We start from the raw sequence: 18,476 nt of genomic DNA on the forward strand, positions 1-18,476 counted from the left end.
AGGTTTTCCGCGCAACGGCACGGGGGCGCGAGATGAGTATCGATTTTCCGATAAACGCCAGCGGCGTTAGCCAGCGTGATCCCGCTACCAGTGGCGGGGCTCCTTGTTGAGTACGCTGACGGCAACGACACCGGTGCGCGCCCGCTGGCGCTTCCGTCAGTCCAGCGTAATCCCCGGGTTTGGCCTGACCCTCGGTTTCACGCTGACCTATTTCTCCTTGATAATCCTCGTGCCGCTGGTCTTTCTCGTTTTGCGCTCCACCGGGCAGGGGCTCGGCGTGTTCTGGGCCGCAGCGGTTGATCCGCGGGTGGTGGGAGCACTGCGGGTCAGCTTTTTGACCGCGCTGTTTGCCGCGGTAGTGAATGTGATCTTCGGCACGCTGATTGCCTGGGTCCTGGTACGCTATCGCTTCCCGGGTCGGCGGCTCCTCGACGCAATGGTTGACCTGCCCTTTGCCCTCCCAACGGCGGTGGCTGGGGTGGCCCTGACGGCGATCTACGCGCCGAACGGCTTTGTTGGCGCCTTGCTCACGCCGCTGGGCATTCGGGTCGCCTATACGCCGACGGGCATCATCATTGCGATGATCTTCATCGGCTTGCCTTTCGTGGTGCGCACCATCCAGCCCATCCTTGAGGAGGTCAGCCGCGAAGTAGAAGAGGTGAGTGCCACCCTGGGGGCTAATCGCTTTCAGACCATCACGCGCGTCGTGCTGCCGAGCTTGACGCCAGCCATCCTCACCGGATTTGCGTTGGCATTCGCCCGGGCGGTAGGGGAATATGGCTCCGTGATCTTCATTGCCGGCAACATTCCCTTTGTTTCGGAAATTGCGCCGCTGCTGATCGTCATTCGGCTGGAAGAGTTCAACTATACCGGCGCCGCCGTGATCGCGACCGTGATGCTGCTGATCTCCTTTGCCCTCCTCTTTGCCATCAACCTGATCCAAGCCTGGAGCCGAGCGAGGTATGGCTATGGCAATTAGCCGACACTCCCCCATTTCAGAAAGCATCGGGGTCCGGCTCGCGCTGATCGTCATCAGCGTCCTGTTCATGGCGCTGTTTTTGCTGTTGCCGCTGGTGGCAGTCTTTTCGGAAGCGTTCCGGGCCGGGTTTGGCCCCTACCTCGCGGGGCTAAGCAGCCCGGACGCGCAGGCTGCGATCCGCTTGACCCTGCTGGTTGCGGCGATTGCAGTGCCGCTCAATGTCGTCTTTGGCATCTGCGCCTCCTGGGCTATCGCCAAGTTTGAGTTCAAGGGTAAGGCCTTCCTCATCACGCTGATCGACCTGCCATTCTCCGTGTCGCCCGTGATCTCGGGCCTCGTTTATGTGCTGCTGTTCGGTGGCGGCAGCCTGCTGGGCCCGTGGCTAAAGTCCCACGGCATCGAAGTGCTGTTTGCCGTGCCGGGCATTGTCCTCGCCACCATCTTCGTCACCTTCCCCTTTGTCGCCCGGGAATTGATCCCCTTAATGCAGGATCAAGGCACGGGGGATGAGGAAGCGGCGCTGTCGCTCGGTGCCGATGGGTGGCAGACCTTCTGGCGCGTCACCTTGCCCAATATAAAATGGGGCCTGCTCTACGGCGTGCTGCTCTGCAACGCCCGTGCGATGGGCGAGTTCGGGGCCGTTGCGGTGGTGTCTGGCCGGATCCGCGGCCAAACCACGACCATCCCGCTGCAAGTCGAAATGTTCTACAACGAGTACAATGCCACGGCTGCTTTTGCGCTGGCGTCCCTCCTGGCCATGCTGGCCCTCGTGACGCTCGTGCTCAAGACCGCCCTGGAATGGCGCTTTGGTGATGAAATCGCCGCCAGCGGCCACTGATCGGAGATCGAGATTCAATGGAAGTTCGCGTTAGCAATGTGCGCAAGGAGTTCGATGGCTTTGCCGCGCTCAAGGACGTGTCGCTCGATATCCGTTCAGGCGAGTTGATCGCCTTGCTGGGGCCCTCCGGCTCCGGCAAGACCACGCTGTTGCGCTTGATCGCTGGGCTGGAAATGCCGAGCCAAGGCAAGATCTTCTTTGGCGACATGGACGCCTCGGAAAAGACGGTGCAGGAGCGCAATATCGGCTTTGTGTTCCAGCACTATGCGCTGTTCCGGCACATGACCATTCTCGAAAACATCTCCTTTGGCCTCAAGGTGCGCCCACGAGCCACGCGACCGCCAGCAGGGGAAATTCGACGTCGCGCCATGGAACTGCTCGATCTCGTCCAGCTTTCCGGCCTCGAAAAGCGCTACCCCAATCAGCTTTCGGGCGGGCAGCGCCAGCGCGTGGCTCTCGCCCGCGCCCTGGCCATTGAGCCCGGCGTATTGCTGCTCGATGAACCTTTTGGCGCGCTCGACGCACAGGTCCGGCGCGAGCTGCGTCGGTGGCTGCGGGAAATGCATGACCGCACCGGTCATACCACTGTCTTTGTGACGCACGACCAGGAGGAAGCGCTCGAGCTGTCCGACCGCCTCTGCGTCATGAGCCAGGGGGCCATCGAACAGGTGGGCACCCCCGATGAGGTCTATGATCACCCCGCCTCGCCCTTCGTGTTCGGCTTTATCGGGGAATCCAGCGAACTGCCGGTGACGGTGGACAAAGGGGAACTGCTGGTTGCCGGTCGCGCGATCGGCGTGCCTGCTCCTGGGGTGCAGCCCGGTCCGGCGCGCATGTTCTTCCGGCCGCACGACGTGGATCTGGTGGAAGGCGATGCGACGCTCGCTGGCACGGTGCACACCAGCCGCCGCGTCGGGGGAACACGACGGGTTGAAGTTGATCTCGGTCCGGCCAACCAGAAGGTGGAACTGGACCTTCCCTTTGATCATCCGGCTGGTGAACGCAGCCAGCTCACCTTCCGGCCGCGCCGCTGGCAGCTGTTCCCCGCCACCTGACGCTGCGATCAAAACAAGAGTTGGCATGGGGGGAACACGGGCACCTCACCCGCGTTGCCGGAGTCCAGTTGTTTCGAGTGACCTTCCCATGACCACCCCTGCTGCCGAGGCTATTCCCTCGCGCCGGCTCGCCCCTCGGGGCAATCCAGCATCCATTGAGCAAGATCGATCGGCGGCTTCCCGGCAGCCGCCCGCCGCCGCAACCGCGTTCCGCCTGGCGGCCAGGCTTGGTGCGAACAGCTCAGTCCTGCTGATTGTCTCGAGTGAACGTCGAGCTGAGGAAACCGCTCGAGCACTGCGCAGTTTTGCCCCCGAGGCCCAGGTGCTGTTGCTGTCTCCCTGGGATTGCCTCCCCTATGACCGGTCTTCCCCCAGCCATGAGAGCATGGGCCAACGGATGTCCGCCCTTCGGCAGTGCCTGGGTGAACGGGCCGGGGCCCGCGTCCTGGTAACGTCGGCGGATGCCGCGTTGCAGCGGGTTCCGCCATCTGAAGCCGTCAGCGGCTGTGTGCTTGAACTGCGCCGCGGTGAAACGCTGGACCGGCAAGCGTTCGAAGCGTTTGCCGGGCGCGCTGGTTACGAAGTTGACGACCGGGTCGATGAGCCCGGCGAGATTGCGCTCAGGGGCGGCGCTATCGAGATTTTTCCAGCCGACGGCGAGGCCCCATTCCGCCTGATGCTCGACGAAGCCGATCGGATCGAGAGTATTTTTGCCTATGATCCGCGCAGCCAGCGGACCGAAGAGGAACAGGACAAGCTGCTTTTGGGGGCCGCCTCTGAATTGATCGGCGATGATGTCGAGCGGCTCGCCGGCGCCGAGCATCGGCTGCCGCAGCAATACGAGCGGTTGCGAACGGTCTTCGATTACCTTCCGGACGCCACCCTGTGGGTCAGCGAGATTGCGGCGGAGCGCGCGCCCACCTTGATCGAGCAAATCAGGGAAGCGCACCAAGCCGCAACTGACTTCGGCGCTGAATCAAGGCCGCTGCCTCCGGAGGCGCTTTACCTCTCCGCGGAGGAGTGGACCACAGCCCTCGCCAGCCGCCAATTACAGGAGCTCGACCTGGAAGGGCTCGAGCCAGCACCGCGTTTTACCTTGGAGCGGAATCCATCCCGCGCATTTGCGGGCTTCACGCGCGAGCAGCTGGAGGGTGGGCAACGAGTAGTGGTGACAGGCACCGACGGCGAACTGGAGCGGCTGCGAACAATGCTCCGCCGCTCCCGCGGGCCCTCGCCAAAGCTGCTGGCCACCTGGCACGATGTAGACGCGGAGCCAACGGACCAGCCTTTGGCACTGCCCTTCGACCTCGACGCTGGCTTTGTGGACCGGGCCAACAACCTTGTTCTCATCGCCGCCCCTGACGCCTTGGGCACCCGCCTTGCCGACGCGGAACAAACGGATGCTGCCGTGCTGCTGGGTCAAACCGAGCTGCGGGTCGGAGACGTGGTAGTGCATGAGGACTATGGCGTCGGCATTCTGCGTGACCTTGATCGTGTCGAGGTAGAAGGGAGCGAGCAAGACACCGTGCGCCTGGAATACCATGGCGGTGCGTCCGTGCTGGTGCCGGTGGAGGACTTCGGTCGGTTGTGGCGCTATGGCGCCGACGCCGAGGCTGTCACACTGGACCGGCTGCACACCGATGCCTGGAAGTATCGGCGGGCGGAAGTCAGCGCTCAGATTGATGCCGCCGCCGAGGGATTGGCGGCAGCTGCCAAGGCCCGGGCACAGGCCACGGCCGAGCCGATCCAACCCCCCGCGGCAGCTTTTGCGCGGCTTGCAGCCCGGTTCCCCTACCCAGAAACACCCGACCAGTCGGCCGCGATCCATGCAGTGCTGGAGGACCTAGCTTCCGGCCGGCCGATGAACCGCCTGGTCTGTGGCGATGTAGGGTTTGGCAAAACTGAAGTCGCATTGCGAGCAGCCGCGGCAGCGGCCTTGGCTGGCCGGCAAGTGGTGCTGGTCGCTCCCACGACGGTGCTGGTCCGCCAGCACCTGCAAAGCTTCGAGCGGCGCTTCGCGGGCACCGACATCAAGGTTGCCCAGCTCTCGCGTTTGCTGACGCCGGCGCAGAGCAAGGCGGTTAGGGAAGAGCTTGCGAGCGGAGAGGTCCAGGTCCTGGTGGCAACCGAAGCCGTGGTGGGCAAGGACGTGGCGTTCAATGACCTTGTCCTCGTGATCATCGATGAGGAGCAGCGGTTTGGTGCCAAGCTCAAGGCCCAGTTGCGCGCGCTCGCACCCGATCTGCACGTGCTGATGATGAGCGCGACGCCGATCCCGCGCACCCTCCAGGCAGCCCTGGTGGGCCTGCAGGATGTGAGCATTATAGCGACCCCTCCCGCTCGCCGCCGGCCCGTCCGCACTTTCCTGGCGCCCTTTGATGCGGGCTCGTTGCGCACCGCTTTGTTGCGCGAGCGGCGACGCGGCGGGCAAAGCTTCATTGTCGTGCCGCGCATCGAAGATATTCCTCCATTCGCCGAGGAACTGGTCCGCATCGTCCCGGAATTCACGGTGGCGATCGCCCATGGCGATCTGCCCCCGGCCGAGATTGACCGGGTATTGGTGGAATTCGCCAATGGGGTGGGGGATATCTTGCTGGCCACCACCATTATCGAAAGTGGTCTCGATGTGCCGCGCGCCAACACCATGCTGGTCTGGCACGCCGACCGCTTCGGCCTATCGCAGCTGCACCAGTTGCGCGGTCGCGTGGGTCGGGCCCGGGCCCAGGGGATCGCCTATCTCCTCACCGATCCCAACGATGAGATCCCCGAAGCTACACGGGCCCGTCTCTCGACGCTTGAGGCCTTTGACCGCCTGGGCTCGGGATTTGAAATCAGTGCCCGTGATCTTGACCTGCGCGGTGGCGGCGATTTGCTTGGCGACGAGCAGGCCGGACACATGAAGTTGCTCGGGGCGGGGCTTTACCAGGATCTGCTGGAGCGCGCCGTCACCGCCGCCAAGGGGGAGGGCGGCAAACAAAGCGGCCCCATTCATCTAAATCTGGGTGGCGGCGGCTCAATCCCGCCCGACTACGTTCCGGAAGCCGTGGTTCGCATCAATCTATACGCCCGGCTGCAACGGCTGCGCACCACCGAAGCCTTGGATGCCTTTGCCGATGAATTGGCGGATCGTTTCGGCGAACTGCCTGAGGCGACCCGCACCCTGCTGGGTGCTGCTCGCATCGCCATCGCGGCGCCTGCCTTGGGCATCAGCAAGATCGAAGCCGGTCCCCTGGCGATCGCCCTGACCGCCCCGGAACGCAGCGCCCAGAGGCTCGCCAAAAAAAGCGGAGGCGTACTGGAGTTGAGCGATGGACGGCTCATCTCGCGCCAGGAAACGCAAACACCCGCCGAGCGGGTGCGCATCATTGGTGAACTGCTGGAAAGCCTGGCCGCCTAGGTGGCCAGGAACAATCGGATCACGAGGCCAAGAGCGGTCACAGCCGCAACCCCCGCGATCCACAGGCCAACGAACCACAACCATTGGCTGGCCCTTGAACGGGGGCCGGTCAATGGTAGCCCTCCTCCGGGTCGATCTTGCCGCGAAACACCCAATAGGCATAGGCGGTGTAGGCCAGGATAATTGGCACCAGAACAACAGCGCCAACCAGCAGGAAAAGCAAGGAGCTATCGGGCGCCGCGGCTTCCTCGATAGTAAAGCTGCCCGGCACGATATAGGGGTAAAAGCTGATGCCGACCCCGGCAAAGCTCAACACAAACAGCCCCAACGCGGCGAGAAAGGGCTGCAAGTGCTTGTCGGTTACGAGCCCCTGCCAAAGGGCAAAGGCGCAGGCGGCCAGCAGCAGGGGAACCACGCCCGAAAACAACATCGTGGGCCAGCCAAACCACCGCTCGAAGTAAACCTGGTTGATGAAGGGGCTCCACAGCGAGACCACGCCGATCAGCACGAGCAGGCCCGCGCCCGACCACATCGCCACTTTGCGCGCATGGGCCTGCAGTTCCCCCGAGGTCTTAAGGTTGAGCCAGGTTGCGCCCAGCAAGGCATAGCCAACCACAACAGCGACGCCGCACAGCACGGAAAAGGGCGACAGCCAGTCCCACCAGCCTCCAGCATAGGAGCGCCCCTCGACCCGGATACCTTGCACCAGTGCACCCAGCGCAATGCCCTGGGTAAACCCGGCCAAGGTGGAGCCGATCCAGAACCCCTTGTCCCACCAGGCAGAGCCGCGATGGGTGCGCCAGCGAAACTCGAAGGCAACGCCGCGAAAGATCAGGCCGAGCAGCATCAGAATGATCGGCATGTAGAGGGCCGGTAGCACGGTGGCATAAGCCACCGGGAACACCGCCATCAGCCCGCCGCCGCCCAGCACCAGCCAAGTTTCATTGCCGTCCCATACCGGGGCGACGGAATTGGTCATCACATCGCGGTCGTGCCGCTTGGGGAAGAAGGGAAACAGGATCCCGATCCCGAGATCAAAGCCGTCCAGCACCACATAGGCCAGCACCGCAAAGGCGATGATCCCGGCCCAGATTGTTGGCAGATCAAGGTCAATTGGCACCGGCGCCTCCTGATCGGATCGGGTCTTCCTGCGCGGGGCCGGGCATGATTCCGGAGGCGCGATGCGGGCCTTTGTCGAGCTCGTGATCTTCCTCTAGGATCGGCGGCCGGCGCATCAACCGGAACAGATAGAAGACGCCCGCGCCGAAAACGACGAAGTAAACGATGATGAACGCGGTCAAAGAGGCGCCCACTGCCGGTGCCGCTACAGGTGACAAGCTGTCGGCGGTGCGCATAACGCCGTAAACAGTGTAGGGCTGGCGGCCAACTTCCGTGGTGTACCAGCCCGCGAGCACGGCAACATAGCCGGACGGTCCCATCACCAGCGCTGCGCGATGCAGCCATGAATTGGTGAAAAGGGTCTTGCGCCAGCGCGCCCATAGTGACCACAGCCCGATGCCAAGCATCAGAAAGCCGATGCCGACCATGATCCGGAAGGTGAAGAACGGGATCAAGGCTGGCGGACGGTCTTCAGGTGCCCACTCCTTAAGGCCTTTGACCTCACCATCGAGCTTGTGGGTCAGGATCAGCGAGCCGAGCTTGGGAATCTCGATTGCGAAATGGGTCGTTTCAGCCTTGTCGTCCGGAATCCCGAACAGGATCAGCGGCGCGCCGTCGGTATGGGTCTCATAATGCCCTTCCATGGCGGCGATCTTCGCTGGCTGATATTCGAGCGTATTGAGCCCCTGCAGGTCGCCAGCAAATATTTGCAACGGGGTGACCACGGCCGCCATCCACATGGCCATGGAGAACATGATCTGTGCCTGACGGTTCGATCTGTCCCGCAACATATGCCAGGCACCCACGGCACCGACGGTGAATGCAGTGGTGAGATAGGCGGCGAGCACGGTATGAGTGAGACGATACGGGAACGAGGGGTTGAAGATGATCGCCCACCAATCCTCGGGCAGGAAGATGCCGTTCTCAGCGACGGAGTAGCCTGCCGGAGTATGCATCCAGCTATTGGCTGAGGTGATCCAGGTAGCGGAGATCAGGGTGCCCAACGCCACGGCACACACTGCAACCATGTGGAGCGTATCGCCCACGCGTTGACGGCCAAACAGAGCAATGCCGAGGAAACCGGCTTCAAGGAAGAACGCCGTCAGCACTTCATAGCCCATCAAGGGGCCAATAACCGCGCCTGCGCGGTCGGAGAACACGGACCAGTTTGTGCCGAACTGGTAGCTCATCACGATGCCTGAAACCACGCCCATGCCGAAGGTTACGGCAAAGATGGTCTTCCAATATTCAAACAGGCGTAGATAGGCGTGGTCGCGTTTCCACAGCCAGAGACCATTGAGGACGGCAAGAAAGCTGGCCAGCCCGATGGAAAATGCGGGAAAGATGAAGTGGAATGATACCGTGAACGCGAATTGGATGCGCGCCAGGAGCTCTGCTGTAAGGCCATAGGTCATGACAACGCTCCGCCAAGACGCCGAACTACTCTATTTCAGCCCAGCTCCAACGCCCCCGTTTTCGGGAAAGAAGCTGGTGCCGGAGCGCGGTGCCTGATCGGTATGTAGGCACCAAGTGCGCAGCAGCACAATCCGCCGGGGCCGCGGCAAAACGGCCCGCATGTTCGCGTGTGGACCTCCAATATGGTCCAAAGACAGGAAAGCCGCCCGGGAGGAGGGGGCGGCTTTCGGGAAGGGGAGCGGACTGGTCCGCTCCCGATCTTGAAACGGGCTTACTGGCCCGCAACCACCGTACCAGGCGAGTAGATCACGGAGCGGTTGCCCAGATCCACGAAGTAGACGCGATCTTCGGTGTAGAAGTAACCGAGATTGTCGCGGCCCTCGACCGGAGCGATCACGACGGTTTCTGGAACCACATAACCAACGTCGACGTCGCCATCGATGACCACTGGCTCGGTTGGGTTGAGGCGGACATAATCAATGTCGCTGGCCTCCACGCCGGCTTCCGCACCGATTGTGGCGCCCGTAAAGCCGCCGATGATCGCTCCGATCGGCCCGAAGATCAGCCCACCGGCAACGGCGCCAGCAACACCGCCTGAGGTCGCTCCAACAGCTGCGCCAGCATCCGTGTTGTTCTTGAGGATCTGGGCAAATGCCGGGCTAACGCCCATTGCGATAACAGCCACCGAAGCCAAGAGAATCTTCTTCATTGTTATACTCCAAATTGTTCCGGTGCCCCGTTCGTGCACCTTGGTTCGCGCCGTAAAAACTGCGCTCTTGCCCCGCGGCAGACAGAACGGCCTAGCCTGAACTCGGTTCCGTTGCCGCGCGATGCCTCGTGGGATGGTTATGCCTTCCTTCTTCCGAAGGGTGGCATTGTTGTCCGCCCAGATCCGGGCCAGACTGCATCCTCCGACGCTGCAACCACCAAGGACATCAAGGATGCTAAAAGGGATTGATCCACTGCTGAGCCCCGAGGCGCTACTGGCACTACGAGCGATGGGGCATGGCGACGACCTGATCATCGCCGATTCCAACTTCCCGGCCGATTCGGTGGCGCGCAGCACGGTCTTCGGGCGGCCGATCCGCATGGATTGCGGCATTGTGCGTGCTGTCCAGGCCGTGCTCTCGGTGATGCCGATCGACACTTATGTCACCGATGCTGTCGCCCGGATGGAAGTGGTCGGCGCGCCCGACGAGACCGTGCCGGTCCAGGCGGAGGTCATGCAGTTGCTGGAAGGCACCGAGTTCCGCATGATCGGTATCGAACGCTATGCGTTTTACGAGCGGGCCAAGCAGGCTTACGCTGTGATCTGGACGCAGGAGCGCCGGCCCTATGCCGATTTTGCCATCCGCAAAGGTGTGCTTGGCCCTGACGAAGTCTTGCCCAACAGCTGAAAGTCTTAGCTGAGGGATAGTTTCTCACCCAAAGCCTTAAGGCTGGCGAGCGCGGCACTGGCATTGGGTGCTGTGCCGTCCAGCCGCTGCAGGAACGGGCAGGTGAGGGCGGCAATGGCAAAGCCGTCCGGCGACAGCACAGGCACGCTGATGTCTTCCACCCCCACCAGCTGCTGGCTTTGTCCGACGCGGAAGCCCTGCGCCTTGTACGCCGCGAGTACCTTTTCGCTGTCGAGTAGCCGCGCCGGCTTGTCAGTGCCTCCCCAGCGCACCAGCAGTTCCTCGCGCGTATGCGGGTCCTGAAACGCCAGCAGCAGCAGTCCTGACCCGGTGGACAGCAGGTCGAGATGGGTGCCTACCCGGATGCCAAATTCCCAATTGCCCGGACAACTGGCCTGCGCCACGACAATCCCGCTATCGGCGTCCGGCGCCACGAGGTGGCAGGATTGCCCGATCTCCCGGGCAAAGCCGTCCATCAGTGGCATGGCCCGAGCCACCAGCCGGCGCACGGGGGGATGGCGATGGGCAAGCACAAAGAGCTTCATCGTCAGCGCGTAGCGATCGCCCTCAGCCGAGCGGCTGACATAGTCGCGCACGACGAGCCGCTCGAGCATGCGATAGATTTCGCCCGGGCTGCGGCCCATCGCCTTGACGATCTCGCCGCGGGTCAAGCCGCCCGCCTGCTCCGAGAGCAGCTCCAGAATATCGAGGCCCTTGTCCAGCGCCGGGGCGCGATAACGGTCCTCGCGCTCATCCGCAAGCGCAGCAGCAGATTTGGTCATGGCGTGCCCCCTCCCTTGTTTTCTATTGCAGGTTTGGTTCATTTGTGAACACATGATTTGTATATGAGACGCGTCGGCGTCCGAGATTGAACTGGAGGGGGCAATCAATATGCGGCTGCAAGGCAAGCGGATCTTCATTTCGGCGGCGGCTCAGGGCATGGGGCGCGCCAGTGCGCTGGCCTGCGCGGCGCAGGGCGCTGAAGTGATCGCCGTTGACATCAATGCCGAAGGGCTCGCGAGCCTCGAAGTCGAGAATGCGGCCATCACCACCCATGTGCTCGACATGCGCGATGGTGCTGCCATCAAATCACTGGCCGCCCAGCTGCCGCCGCTTGATGGCCTCTTCAACTGCGCCGGCTTTGTGCATAACGGCACCGTGCTCGATTGCACCGAGGAGGACTGGGAATTCAGCTTCTCGCTGAATGTGCAGAGCATGTTCCACACCATCCAGGCCTTCCTGCCCGGAATGCTGGAGCGCGGCAAGCAGACCGGCGGGGGCGCCATCCTAAACATGGCCTCTATGGCCTCGTCGGTGAAGGGTTTTCCGAACCGCTTCCTTTACGGCACCACCAAGGCTGCAGTGATCGGCCTGACCAAGGGCATTGCCGCCGATTTCGTTAAGCAGAACCTGCGCTGCAATGCGCTGTGCCCGGCGACCGTGGACACGCCCTCCCTGCGCAGCCGCATCGCCAGCGCTGCCGACCCGGTGCAGGCCGAAAAGGACTTCATCGCCCGCCAGCCCATGGGGCGCCTGGCCACTGTCGATGACATCACCCCCATGGTGGTGTTCCTGTTGTCCGATGAATCGCGCTTCGTTACCGGTCAGGCGGTCGTCGTCGACGGCGGCGTAACGATCTAGGCCGCTCAGATCATGTCCGGGCGCATCGATTCCCACTGTCACTTCTGGCAACTGGGGCGGGGCGATTATGGCTGGCTGCAGCCAGACAACGCCGCCCTTGCTCCCATTTATCGCGACTGGGGGCCGCAGGACCTCGACCCACTCGCGCGAGAGGCGGGCATCGAAAGGCGTATGCTGGTTCAGGCGGCTCCCACGGTCGCTGAAACCCGCTTCCTGCTGGACGTCGCCGCTGCCGATCCACGAGGCGGCGGGGTTGTTGGCTGGGTAGACCTGGCAGCGCAAGATGCTGCCGAAACCATCGCACAATTGGCCACCTTCCCCCTGTTCAAGGGGGTCCGCCCCATGCTGCAGGATCTCGACGAGGCCGACTGGATCGCGACGCGTCCGCGTCCGGACGCCATCGAGGCTCTGCTCGAGCACGGCTTGAGCTTCGATGCCCTGGTCATGCCGCGCAATCTCGCATCACTGCGGCAATTCACTGCCCGCTACCCGGATCTGCCGGTGGTGATCGACCATGCCGCCAAGCCCGCGCTCGCCGCCCCTGCAGACGATCCGCGCCACGTGATGTGGCTTAGTGGCATGGCTGAACTCGAGCAGGACCCGCGTATCTGCTGCAAGCTCTCGGGCCTCCTCACCGAGATGGCTCCCGAGCAACGCAGCACAGTCGAGATGGCGGTGCAAACGCTCCAACCAGTGCTGGACCGCCTGCTGGAATGGTTCGGCCCTGACCGGCTGCTCTGGGGCTCAGATTGGCCAGTGCTGACGCTGGCGGCGCCTTTCGCGTTCTGGACCGAGGTCACTGATCGCCTGCTTGGCGACCTTTCCCAAGCGGAACAAGCGGCCGTTCTCGGCGGCAACGCCGCCCGGTTCTATCGCTTGCCAGAAGGAGCTGCGGCGTGAGCGTCCTTGTGGCCATGACCGAAATCGACAAGTCGTTCCCAGGCGTACGGGCGCTCAAGGGGGCCCAGTTCGAGCTCCTCTCGGGGGAAGTGCATGCGCTGATGGGGGAAAACGGCGCCGGCAAGTCGACGTTGATGAAAATCCTTTCCGGTGTTTACAGCGCCGATGCGGGCACAATCCTCGTCGATGGCCAGGCCGCCAGCATTGGCAATCCGCGGGAAGCACAGGCGCTGGGCATCAGCATCATCCATCAGGAACTGGCGCTGATGCGGGATCTCACAGCGGCGCAGAACATCTTTATTGGCCGCGAACCGCGCCGCGGGCTGCTGCTCGATGAAAGCGCGCTCAACCGGCAGGCCGAGGCCATTTTCCGCTCCATGAACCTGGCGCTCGATCCGCGCGTGCCGGTGGAAAGCCTCACCATCGCCAAGCAGCAGATGGTCGAAATCGCCAAGGCGCTGTCCTATCGCTCGCGCGTTCTCATCATGGACGAGCCGACCGCCGCCTTGAACGACGCCGAGATCAACGAGCTTTTCACCATCATCGGGCGGCTGAAGGCTGAAGGGGTGGGGATCGTCTACATCTCCCACAAGATGGACGAGCTCAAGCGCATTGCCGACCGCGTCACCGTGATGCGTGATGGCGAATATGTCGGCACGGTCCCGGCGGCCGAAACGCCGATCGAAACCATCATCCAGATGATGGTCGGCCGTACTCTCAGCAACGAAACGGCGGTGGTGCCCGATACGCAGGCAGCGCCGGTGGCGCTCGAAGTGCGCAATCTTACCCGTGGCCGCGAAATCCGCGATGTGAGCTTTTCCGTGCGCAAGGGCGAGATCCTCGGCTTTGCCGGGCTGATGGGGGCCGGGCGCACGGAGGTGGCCCGCGCCATTTTCGGCGCCGACCCGATCGAGGCGGGCGAGATTCTTGTCGATGGCAAGCCGGTCCGTATCCGCTCCCCCCAGGATGCGGTGCGCGCCGGCATCGGTTACCTTTCGGAAGACCGCAAGCATTTCGGCCTCGCTACGGGAATGGACGTGCGCAACAACATCGCGCTGGCGACCTTGAAGCGCTTCACGGGCGCTGCGGGTGTGCTTCGGGACGGCGCGATGCGCCAGACGGCGCAGGGTTATATCAAGCAGCTCGCCATCAAGACGCCGTCCGATACCCAGGAAGCGCGGCTCTTGTCGGGGGGCAACCAGCAAAAGGTGGTTATCGCCAAATGGCTGCTGCGCGATTGCCCCATCCTGATCTTTGACGAGCCAACGCGCGGCATCGACATCGGGGCCAAGTCCGAGATCTACAAGTTGCTCAATGCTCTCGCGGCGCAAGGGCGTGCGATCATCGTCATCTCCTCGGAACTGCCCGAAGTGCTGCGCCTCAGCCACCGCATTGCGGTGATGTGCGAGGGGCGCCTAACCGGTTTTCTACCCCCGGGTGCCCCGCAGCAGGATATCATGCGTTTGGCAACGCTGCGGCCCAGTGCCGTAGGTGCAGATGAACTCGAGCGAAAGGCTGCATCATGAGCACAATTGGCACTGCCGACCGGCCAGCCCTGCTTGCGGGCATCCGCTCATCGGGCGCCTACCACAAGCTGCTGGCTTTCTCCGGTCTGATCGCGCTTCTCGTCGTGTTCAGCCTTGCCTCACCCAATTTCCTCCAAACCGCCAATGTGCTGGCGATCCTGCAGGCGACCTCGGTCAATGGCGTGCTCGCCATTGCCGCCACCATCGTCATCATCACCGGCGGCATCGACCTGTCCGTGGGTACGCTCATGACTTTTTGCGCGGTGATCGCCGGTGTGCTTCTCACCAATCTTGGCCTGCCGCTGCCCATCGGGGTGGTCGGTGCCATCCTGGCGGGCACGGCGAGCGGGCTGATCTCAGGCACGATCATTGCCAAGCTCAAAGTGCCGCCCTTTATCGCGACGCTCGGCATGATGCTGATCCTCAAGGGTTTGTCGCTGGTGATCTCGGGCACCAAGCCGATCTATTTCAACAACACGCCCGGCTTCACCCAGATCGCGCAGGGTTCGCTGATCGGCTCGGTGATCCCGGCGCTGCCAGTGCCCAATGGGGTGCTGATCCTGTTCCTTGTCGCCATTGTCATCAGCTTTGTTCTCAGCAAGACCGCGCTCGGGCGCTACACCTTTGCGCTGGGTTCCAACGAGGAAGCGGTGCGCCTGTCCGGCGTCAATGTCGATCGCTGGAAGATCGGCGTTTATGCCCTTGCCGGCAGCGTCGTGGGAATCGCCGGTCTGCTCATCGCTTCGCGCCTCAACTCGGCCCAGCCAGCACTGGGGCAGGGCTATGAGCTCGATGCCATTGCGGCGGTGGTGATTGGCGGCACTTCGCTCAGCGGGGGGCGTGGCACCGTGCTGGGCACCCTGATCGGCGCGCTGATCATCTCGGTTCTGGCCAATGGGCTGCGCATCCTTTCGGTCGCGCAGGAATGGCAGACCGTGGTTACCGGGCTCATCATCATTCTCGCCGTTTACGCCGATATCCTGCGGCGCCGTAAATTATAGGCGCCGAGCAAGCGATCGCGCCGCCGGCGCCAACACCAAGAAGGCGAGCAACGCCTCTGGCTACAGCAAATAACCAGATCCCTTCGGGAGGAAAACATGACGACCAGACGTACCCTGCTTGGGGCAATCAGCGCCCTTGCTCTCTTGGTTGCAGGCGGTGCCAGCTTTGCGCAGGAAACGCGCGAAATCGCGCTCATTTCGAAGGGGTTCCAGCACCAGTTTTGGCAGGCCGTGAAGGCCGGCGCCGACAAGGCCGGTGCAGAATTGGGCGTGACCGTGACCTTCGAAGGCCCGGACAATGAAACCCAGGTCGATCGTCAGATCGACATGCTGGCAGCCGCCCTGTCGCGCAATCCCGCTGCGATCGGCTTTGCGGCGCTCGACAGCCAGGCGGCAACGCCCCTGCTGCAGCAGGCCAAGGATGCCGGCATCCCGGTGATCGCCTTTGACTCGGGCGTCGACAGCGACATCCCGCTGACCACCGCAACCACCGACAACGTCGCTGCCGCAGCGCTTGCAGCCGACAAGATGGCCGAGCTGATCGGTGGTTCCGGCAAGATCGCCGTTGTCGCCCATGACCAGACCAGCCGCACCGGCATTGATCGGCGCGATGGCTTCGTCAACCGCATCGCCGAAGCCTATCCCGATATCGAGATCGTGTCGGTTCAGTATGGCGGCGGCGACCAGCTGCAGTCGACCGAGATCACCAAGTCGATCCTCCTCGCTAATCCGGACCTCAAGGGCATTTTCGGCACCAATGAAGGGTCGGCCATCGGTGTTGCCAATGGCAAGCAGGAATTGGGCAGCCAGGTCGTGGTGATCGGCTTTGACTCAGGCGCGGCCCAGAAGGGGATGGTTGAGAGCGGGCTGATGGCCGGCGCCATCACGCAGAACCCGGTGGGCATCGGCTATGAAACCGTCAAGGCGGCAGTGACGGCGCTCGACGGCGGCGAACTGCCCGAGGTGATCGACACCGGCTTCTTCTTCTATGACGCCAGCAACATGAACGATCCCGAGATCGCTGCGGTGCTCTACAATTAAGAGCCAGCCGCAAGAGCCTGCACCTACCTGCCGGGGGCGCTTTGCCTCCGGCATGGATTTCGGCCAAGTGCCTTCCTTCGGAGTTTTTCGTGAGCAAGATAGTCAATTTGCAGGTTTTGGACCTGCGCTTTCCAACCTCCGAGCAGCTGGATGGCTCGGATGCGATGAACCCCGATCCCGATTACTCGGCCGCCTATGTGATCCTCGAAACCGACGCCCAGGAGTTGGCCGGCCATGGGCTGACCTTCACCATTGGGCGCGGCAATGAAGTTGTATGCGCTGCCATCGAGGCCCTGCGTTCCCGTATTGTCGGGCTGGAACTCGATTGGATCCGCGAAAATCCCGGTCGGTTCTGGCGCCATGTGACCGGCGACAGCCAACTGCGCTGGATCGGCCCCGACAAGGGCGCCATGCATCTGGCGACCGGCGCGGTGGTCAACGCGGTGTGGGACCTGCTCGCCAAGGAGGCCGGCAAGCCGGTCTGGCACTTGGTGGGGGAGATGAGCCCCGAAGAGCTCGTCTCGATCATCGACTTCCGCTATCTCACCGATGCCGTCACGCCCGAAGAGGCCCTCGCGATTTTCCGCAAGGCGGAAGCGGGTAAGGCCGAGCGCATGGCGACCCTGCGGGCCGAGGGCTACCAGTGCTACACCACAAGCGCCGGCTGGCTGGGTTATTCCAACGAAAAGCTGACGCGCCTCGCGACCGAAGCGGTCGAGCAAGGCTTCAACCACATCAAGATGAAGGTCGGCCGCGATCGTGACGACGATATCCGCCGCCTCGAAATCGTGCGCTCGATAATGGGACCTGACCGCTTCCTGATGATCGATGCCAACCAGGTGTGGGAAGTCGGCGAAGCCATCGAGTGGGTCAATGCCCTCTCACGCTTCAAGCCCTATTTCATTGAGGAGCCCACGAGCCCCGATGATGTTTCAGGGCACAAGGCGATTCGCGAGGGGGTCTTCCCGGTCAAGGTGGCGACCGGCGAGATGTGCCAGAACCGCATCATGTTCAAGCAGTTCATCAAGGACGGCGCCATCGACATCGTCCAGATCGATGCCTGCCGCATTGGCGGGCTCAATGAGGTTCTGGCCGTCCTGCTGATGGCGGCCAAATACGATCTCCCGGTGTGGCCGCATGCCGGGGGCGTCGGCCTGTGCGAATATGTGCAGCACCTGTCCATGATCGACTATCTCGTCGTGTCGGGCACCAAGGAGGGGCGGGTGATCGAATATGTCGATCATCTGCATGAGCATTTCCTCGACCCCTGTGTGATCGAGAATGCCGCCTATATGCCGCCCACGGCGCCGGGTTTTTCCATCGAGATGAAGCCCGCTTCCCTTCAAACCTATCAGTTCAGGAACTGAGCATGGATCTGCAGCTCAAAGACAAGGTCTTCATCGTCACCGGCGGCGGCGCCGGCATTGGGGGGGCCATCACCCTCGGCCTTGCCGCCGAAGGGGCCATTCCCGTGATCTTCGCGCGCAGCGAGCTTGCTGAGGACTTTCGCGATCATCTGCTCGCGCTCTCGCCCCGATCGCGGCTGATCAAGTTCGAGCTGAGCGACGATGCGGCCTGCGCGGCCGCCGTTGCCGAAACGCTCAAGAGCTATGGCCGCATCGACGGCTTGGTCAACAATGCCGGGCTCAATGATGGCGTGGGGCTTGAAGCAGGGCCCGACGCCTTCCGGGCTTCGCTCGAAAAGAACCTTACGCACTACTATACGCTGGCCCATCATTGCCTTGATGCGCTGCGCCAGACCAAGGGTGCGATCGTCAACATTTCCTCCAAGACCGCGCTGACGGGGCAGGGCAACAATAGCGGTTATACCGCGGCCAAGGGGGCGCAGCTTTCCCTGACGCGCGAATGGGCGGCGTCCCTGCGCAATGACGGCATCAGGGTCAATGCCGTGATCCCCGCCGAGGTGATGACGCCCATGTATGCCAACTGGATCCAGTCGGCGGCCGATCCTGAGGCGCGGCTGAAGGAAATCACCGAGCGCATTCCCCTGGGCAAGCGCATGACCACCGCCGAGGAGATCGCCGATACGGTGGTGTTCCTCTTGTCGCCGCGGGCAAGCCACACGACGGGGCAGTGGCTGTTCGTCGATGGCGGCTATACCCATCTCGACCGCGCCTTGATGTAACAAGGACTTAGCTGGAATGC

The 18,476-nt window shown here is 62.8% G+C and carries 16 protein-coding genes; 12 read left to right on the top strand and 4 right to left on the bottom strand.

The window, feature by feature from the left end; all coding sequences use genetic code 11:
• The first annotated feature begins 115 nt into the window (after nt 1-115).
• The 4 genes from cysT (at nt 116) to HRQ64_RS07420 (ending at nt 6,269) form a co-directional block, all read left to right on the top strand.
• The gene (gene cysT / locus HRQ64_RS07405; protein WP_172124889.1) at nt 116-979 is read left to right on the top strand and encodes a sulfate ABC transporter permease subunit CysT; all 864 of its coding nucleotides are present in this window, start codon (nt 116-118) and stop codon (nt 977-979) included.
• A complete protein-coding gene (cysW, locus tag HRQ64_RS07410) occupies nt 963-1,817 on the top strand; it encodes a sulfate ABC transporter permease subunit CysW (protein WP_172122811.1) in 855 nt (284 codons plus the stop codon). Before cysT ends, cysW begins: the two co-directional genes overlap by 17 nt.
• A 17-nt stretch (nt 1,818-1,834) precedes the next feature.
• The gene (locus tag HRQ64_RS07415) at nt 1,835-2,872 is read left to right on the top strand and encodes a sulfate/molybdate ABC transporter ATP-binding protein (protein WP_172122812.1); all 1,038 of its coding nucleotides are present in this window, start codon (nt 1,835-1,837) and stop codon (nt 2,870-2,872) included.
• A 397-nt stretch (nt 2,873-3,269) separates the two neighbouring features.
• Nucleotides 3,270-6,269, top strand: coding sequence for a DEAD/DEAH box helicase (locus HRQ64_RS07420; RefSeq protein WP_172122813.1), 3,000 nt, complete (start codon nt 3,270-3,272; stop codon nt 6,267-6,269).
• Between the two features lie 109 nt (nt 6,270-6,378).
• Here HRQ64_RS07420 and cydB read toward each other — a convergent pair whose 3' ends face one another.
• The 3 genes from cydB to HRQ64_RS07435 all read right to left on the bottom strand — a co-directional run bounded on the left by cydB (nt 6,379) and on the right by HRQ64_RS07435 (nt 9,513).
• Nucleotides 6,379-7,383: a cytochrome d ubiquinol oxidase subunit II gene (cydB, locus tag HRQ64_RS07425; RefSeq protein ID WP_172124891.1), complete on the bottom strand. Its 1,005-nt coding sequence runs from the start codon at nt 7,381-7,383 to the stop codon at nt 6,379-6,381.
• The gene (locus HRQ64_RS07430; protein WP_172122814.1) at nt 7,379-8,803 is read right to left on the bottom strand and encodes a cytochrome ubiquinol oxidase subunit I; all 1,425 of its coding nucleotides are present in this window, start codon (nt 8,801-8,803) and stop codon (nt 7,379-7,381) included. The genes cydB and HRQ64_RS07430 overlap by 5 nt, the downstream gene beginning before the upstream one ends.
• A 272-nt stretch (nt 8,804-9,075) precedes the next feature.
• Nucleotides 9,076-9,513, bottom strand: a complete 438-nt coding sequence (locus tag HRQ64_RS07435) for a DUF1236 domain-containing protein (RefSeq protein ID WP_164854758.1) — start codon at nt 9,511-9,513, stop codon at nt 9,076-9,078.
• A 232-nt stretch (nt 9,514-9,745) separates the two neighbouring features.
• Here HRQ64_RS07435 and HRQ64_RS07440 point away from each other — a divergent pair, with 232 nt between their 5' ends.
• Nucleotides 9,746-10,201 (top strand): RbsD/FucU domain-containing protein, encoded by a 456-nt coding sequence (locus HRQ64_RS07440; RefSeq protein WP_172122815.1) that lies wholly within the window; start codon nt 9,746-9,748, stop codon nt 10,199-10,201.
• Nucleotides 10,202-10,206: 5 nt separating this feature from the next.
• On the opposite strand, the gene HRQ64_RS07445 is transcribed toward HRQ64_RS07440, so the two are convergent.
• Nucleotides 10,207-10,983, bottom strand: coding sequence for a helix-turn-helix domain-containing protein (locus HRQ64_RS07445; protein WP_172122816.1), 777 nt, complete (start codon nt 10,981-10,983; stop codon nt 10,207-10,209).
• Between the two features lie 109 nt (nt 10,984-11,092).
• Between HRQ64_RS07445 and HRQ64_RS07450 the strand changes: the two genes are divergently transcribed.
• The 7 genes from HRQ64_RS07450 to HRQ64_RS07480 all read left to right on the top strand — a co-directional run bounded on the left by HRQ64_RS07450 (nt 11,093) and on the right by HRQ64_RS07480 (nt 18,456).
• Nucleotides 11,093-11,842 carry an SDR family oxidoreductase gene (locus HRQ64_RS07450; RefSeq protein WP_172122817.1) on the top strand — a complete coding sequence of 250 codons (750 nt, stop codon included), beginning with the start codon at nt 11,093-11,095 and terminating at the stop codon, nt 11,840-11,842.
• 12 nt (nt 11,843-11,854) lie between these two features.
• Nucleotides 11,855-12,742 (top strand): amidohydrolase family protein, encoded by an 888-nt coding sequence (locus HRQ64_RS07455; protein ID WP_172122818.1) that lies wholly within the window; start codon nt 11,855-11,857, stop codon nt 12,740-12,742.
• Nucleotides 12,743-12,756: 14 nt separating this feature from the next.
• Complete coding sequence (locus HRQ64_RS07460) at nt 12,757-14,268, top strand: sugar ABC transporter ATP-binding protein (RefSeq protein WP_172124893.1); 1,512 nt, start codon at nt 12,757-12,759, stop codon at nt 14,266-14,268.
• On the top strand, nt 14,265-15,269 hold the full coding sequence (locus HRQ64_RS07465; RefSeq protein ID WP_127752437.1) for an ABC transporter permease: 1,005 nt from the start codon (nt 14,265-14,267) through the stop codon (nt 15,267-15,269). Before HRQ64_RS07460 ends, HRQ64_RS07465 begins: the two co-directional genes overlap by 4 nt.
• 96 nt (nt 15,270-15,365) lie before the next feature.
• A complete protein-coding gene (locus HRQ64_RS07470) occupies nt 15,366-16,310 on the top strand; it encodes an ABC transporter substrate-binding protein (protein WP_172122819.1) in 945 nt (314 codons plus the stop codon).
• Between the two features lie 89 nt (nt 16,311-16,399).
• Entirely contained in the window at nt 16,400-17,677 is a 1,278-nt protein-coding gene (locus HRQ64_RS07475) for an L-fuconate dehydratase (RefSeq protein WP_172122820.1), read from the top strand.
• Between the two features lie 2 nt (nt 17,678-17,679).
• Nucleotides 17,680-18,456: an SDR family oxidoreductase gene (locus HRQ64_RS07480; RefSeq protein ID WP_172122821.1), complete on the top strand. Its 777-nt coding sequence runs from the start codon at nt 17,680-17,682 to the stop codon at nt 18,454-18,456.
• Nucleotides 18,457-18,476 lie beyond the last annotated feature (20 nt).

Origin of the sequence: Devosia sp. 919 (genome assembly GCF_013185965.1) — a bacterium.
Classification (GTDB): Bacteria; Pseudomonadota; Alphaproteobacteria; order Rhizobiales; family Devosiaceae; genus Devosia.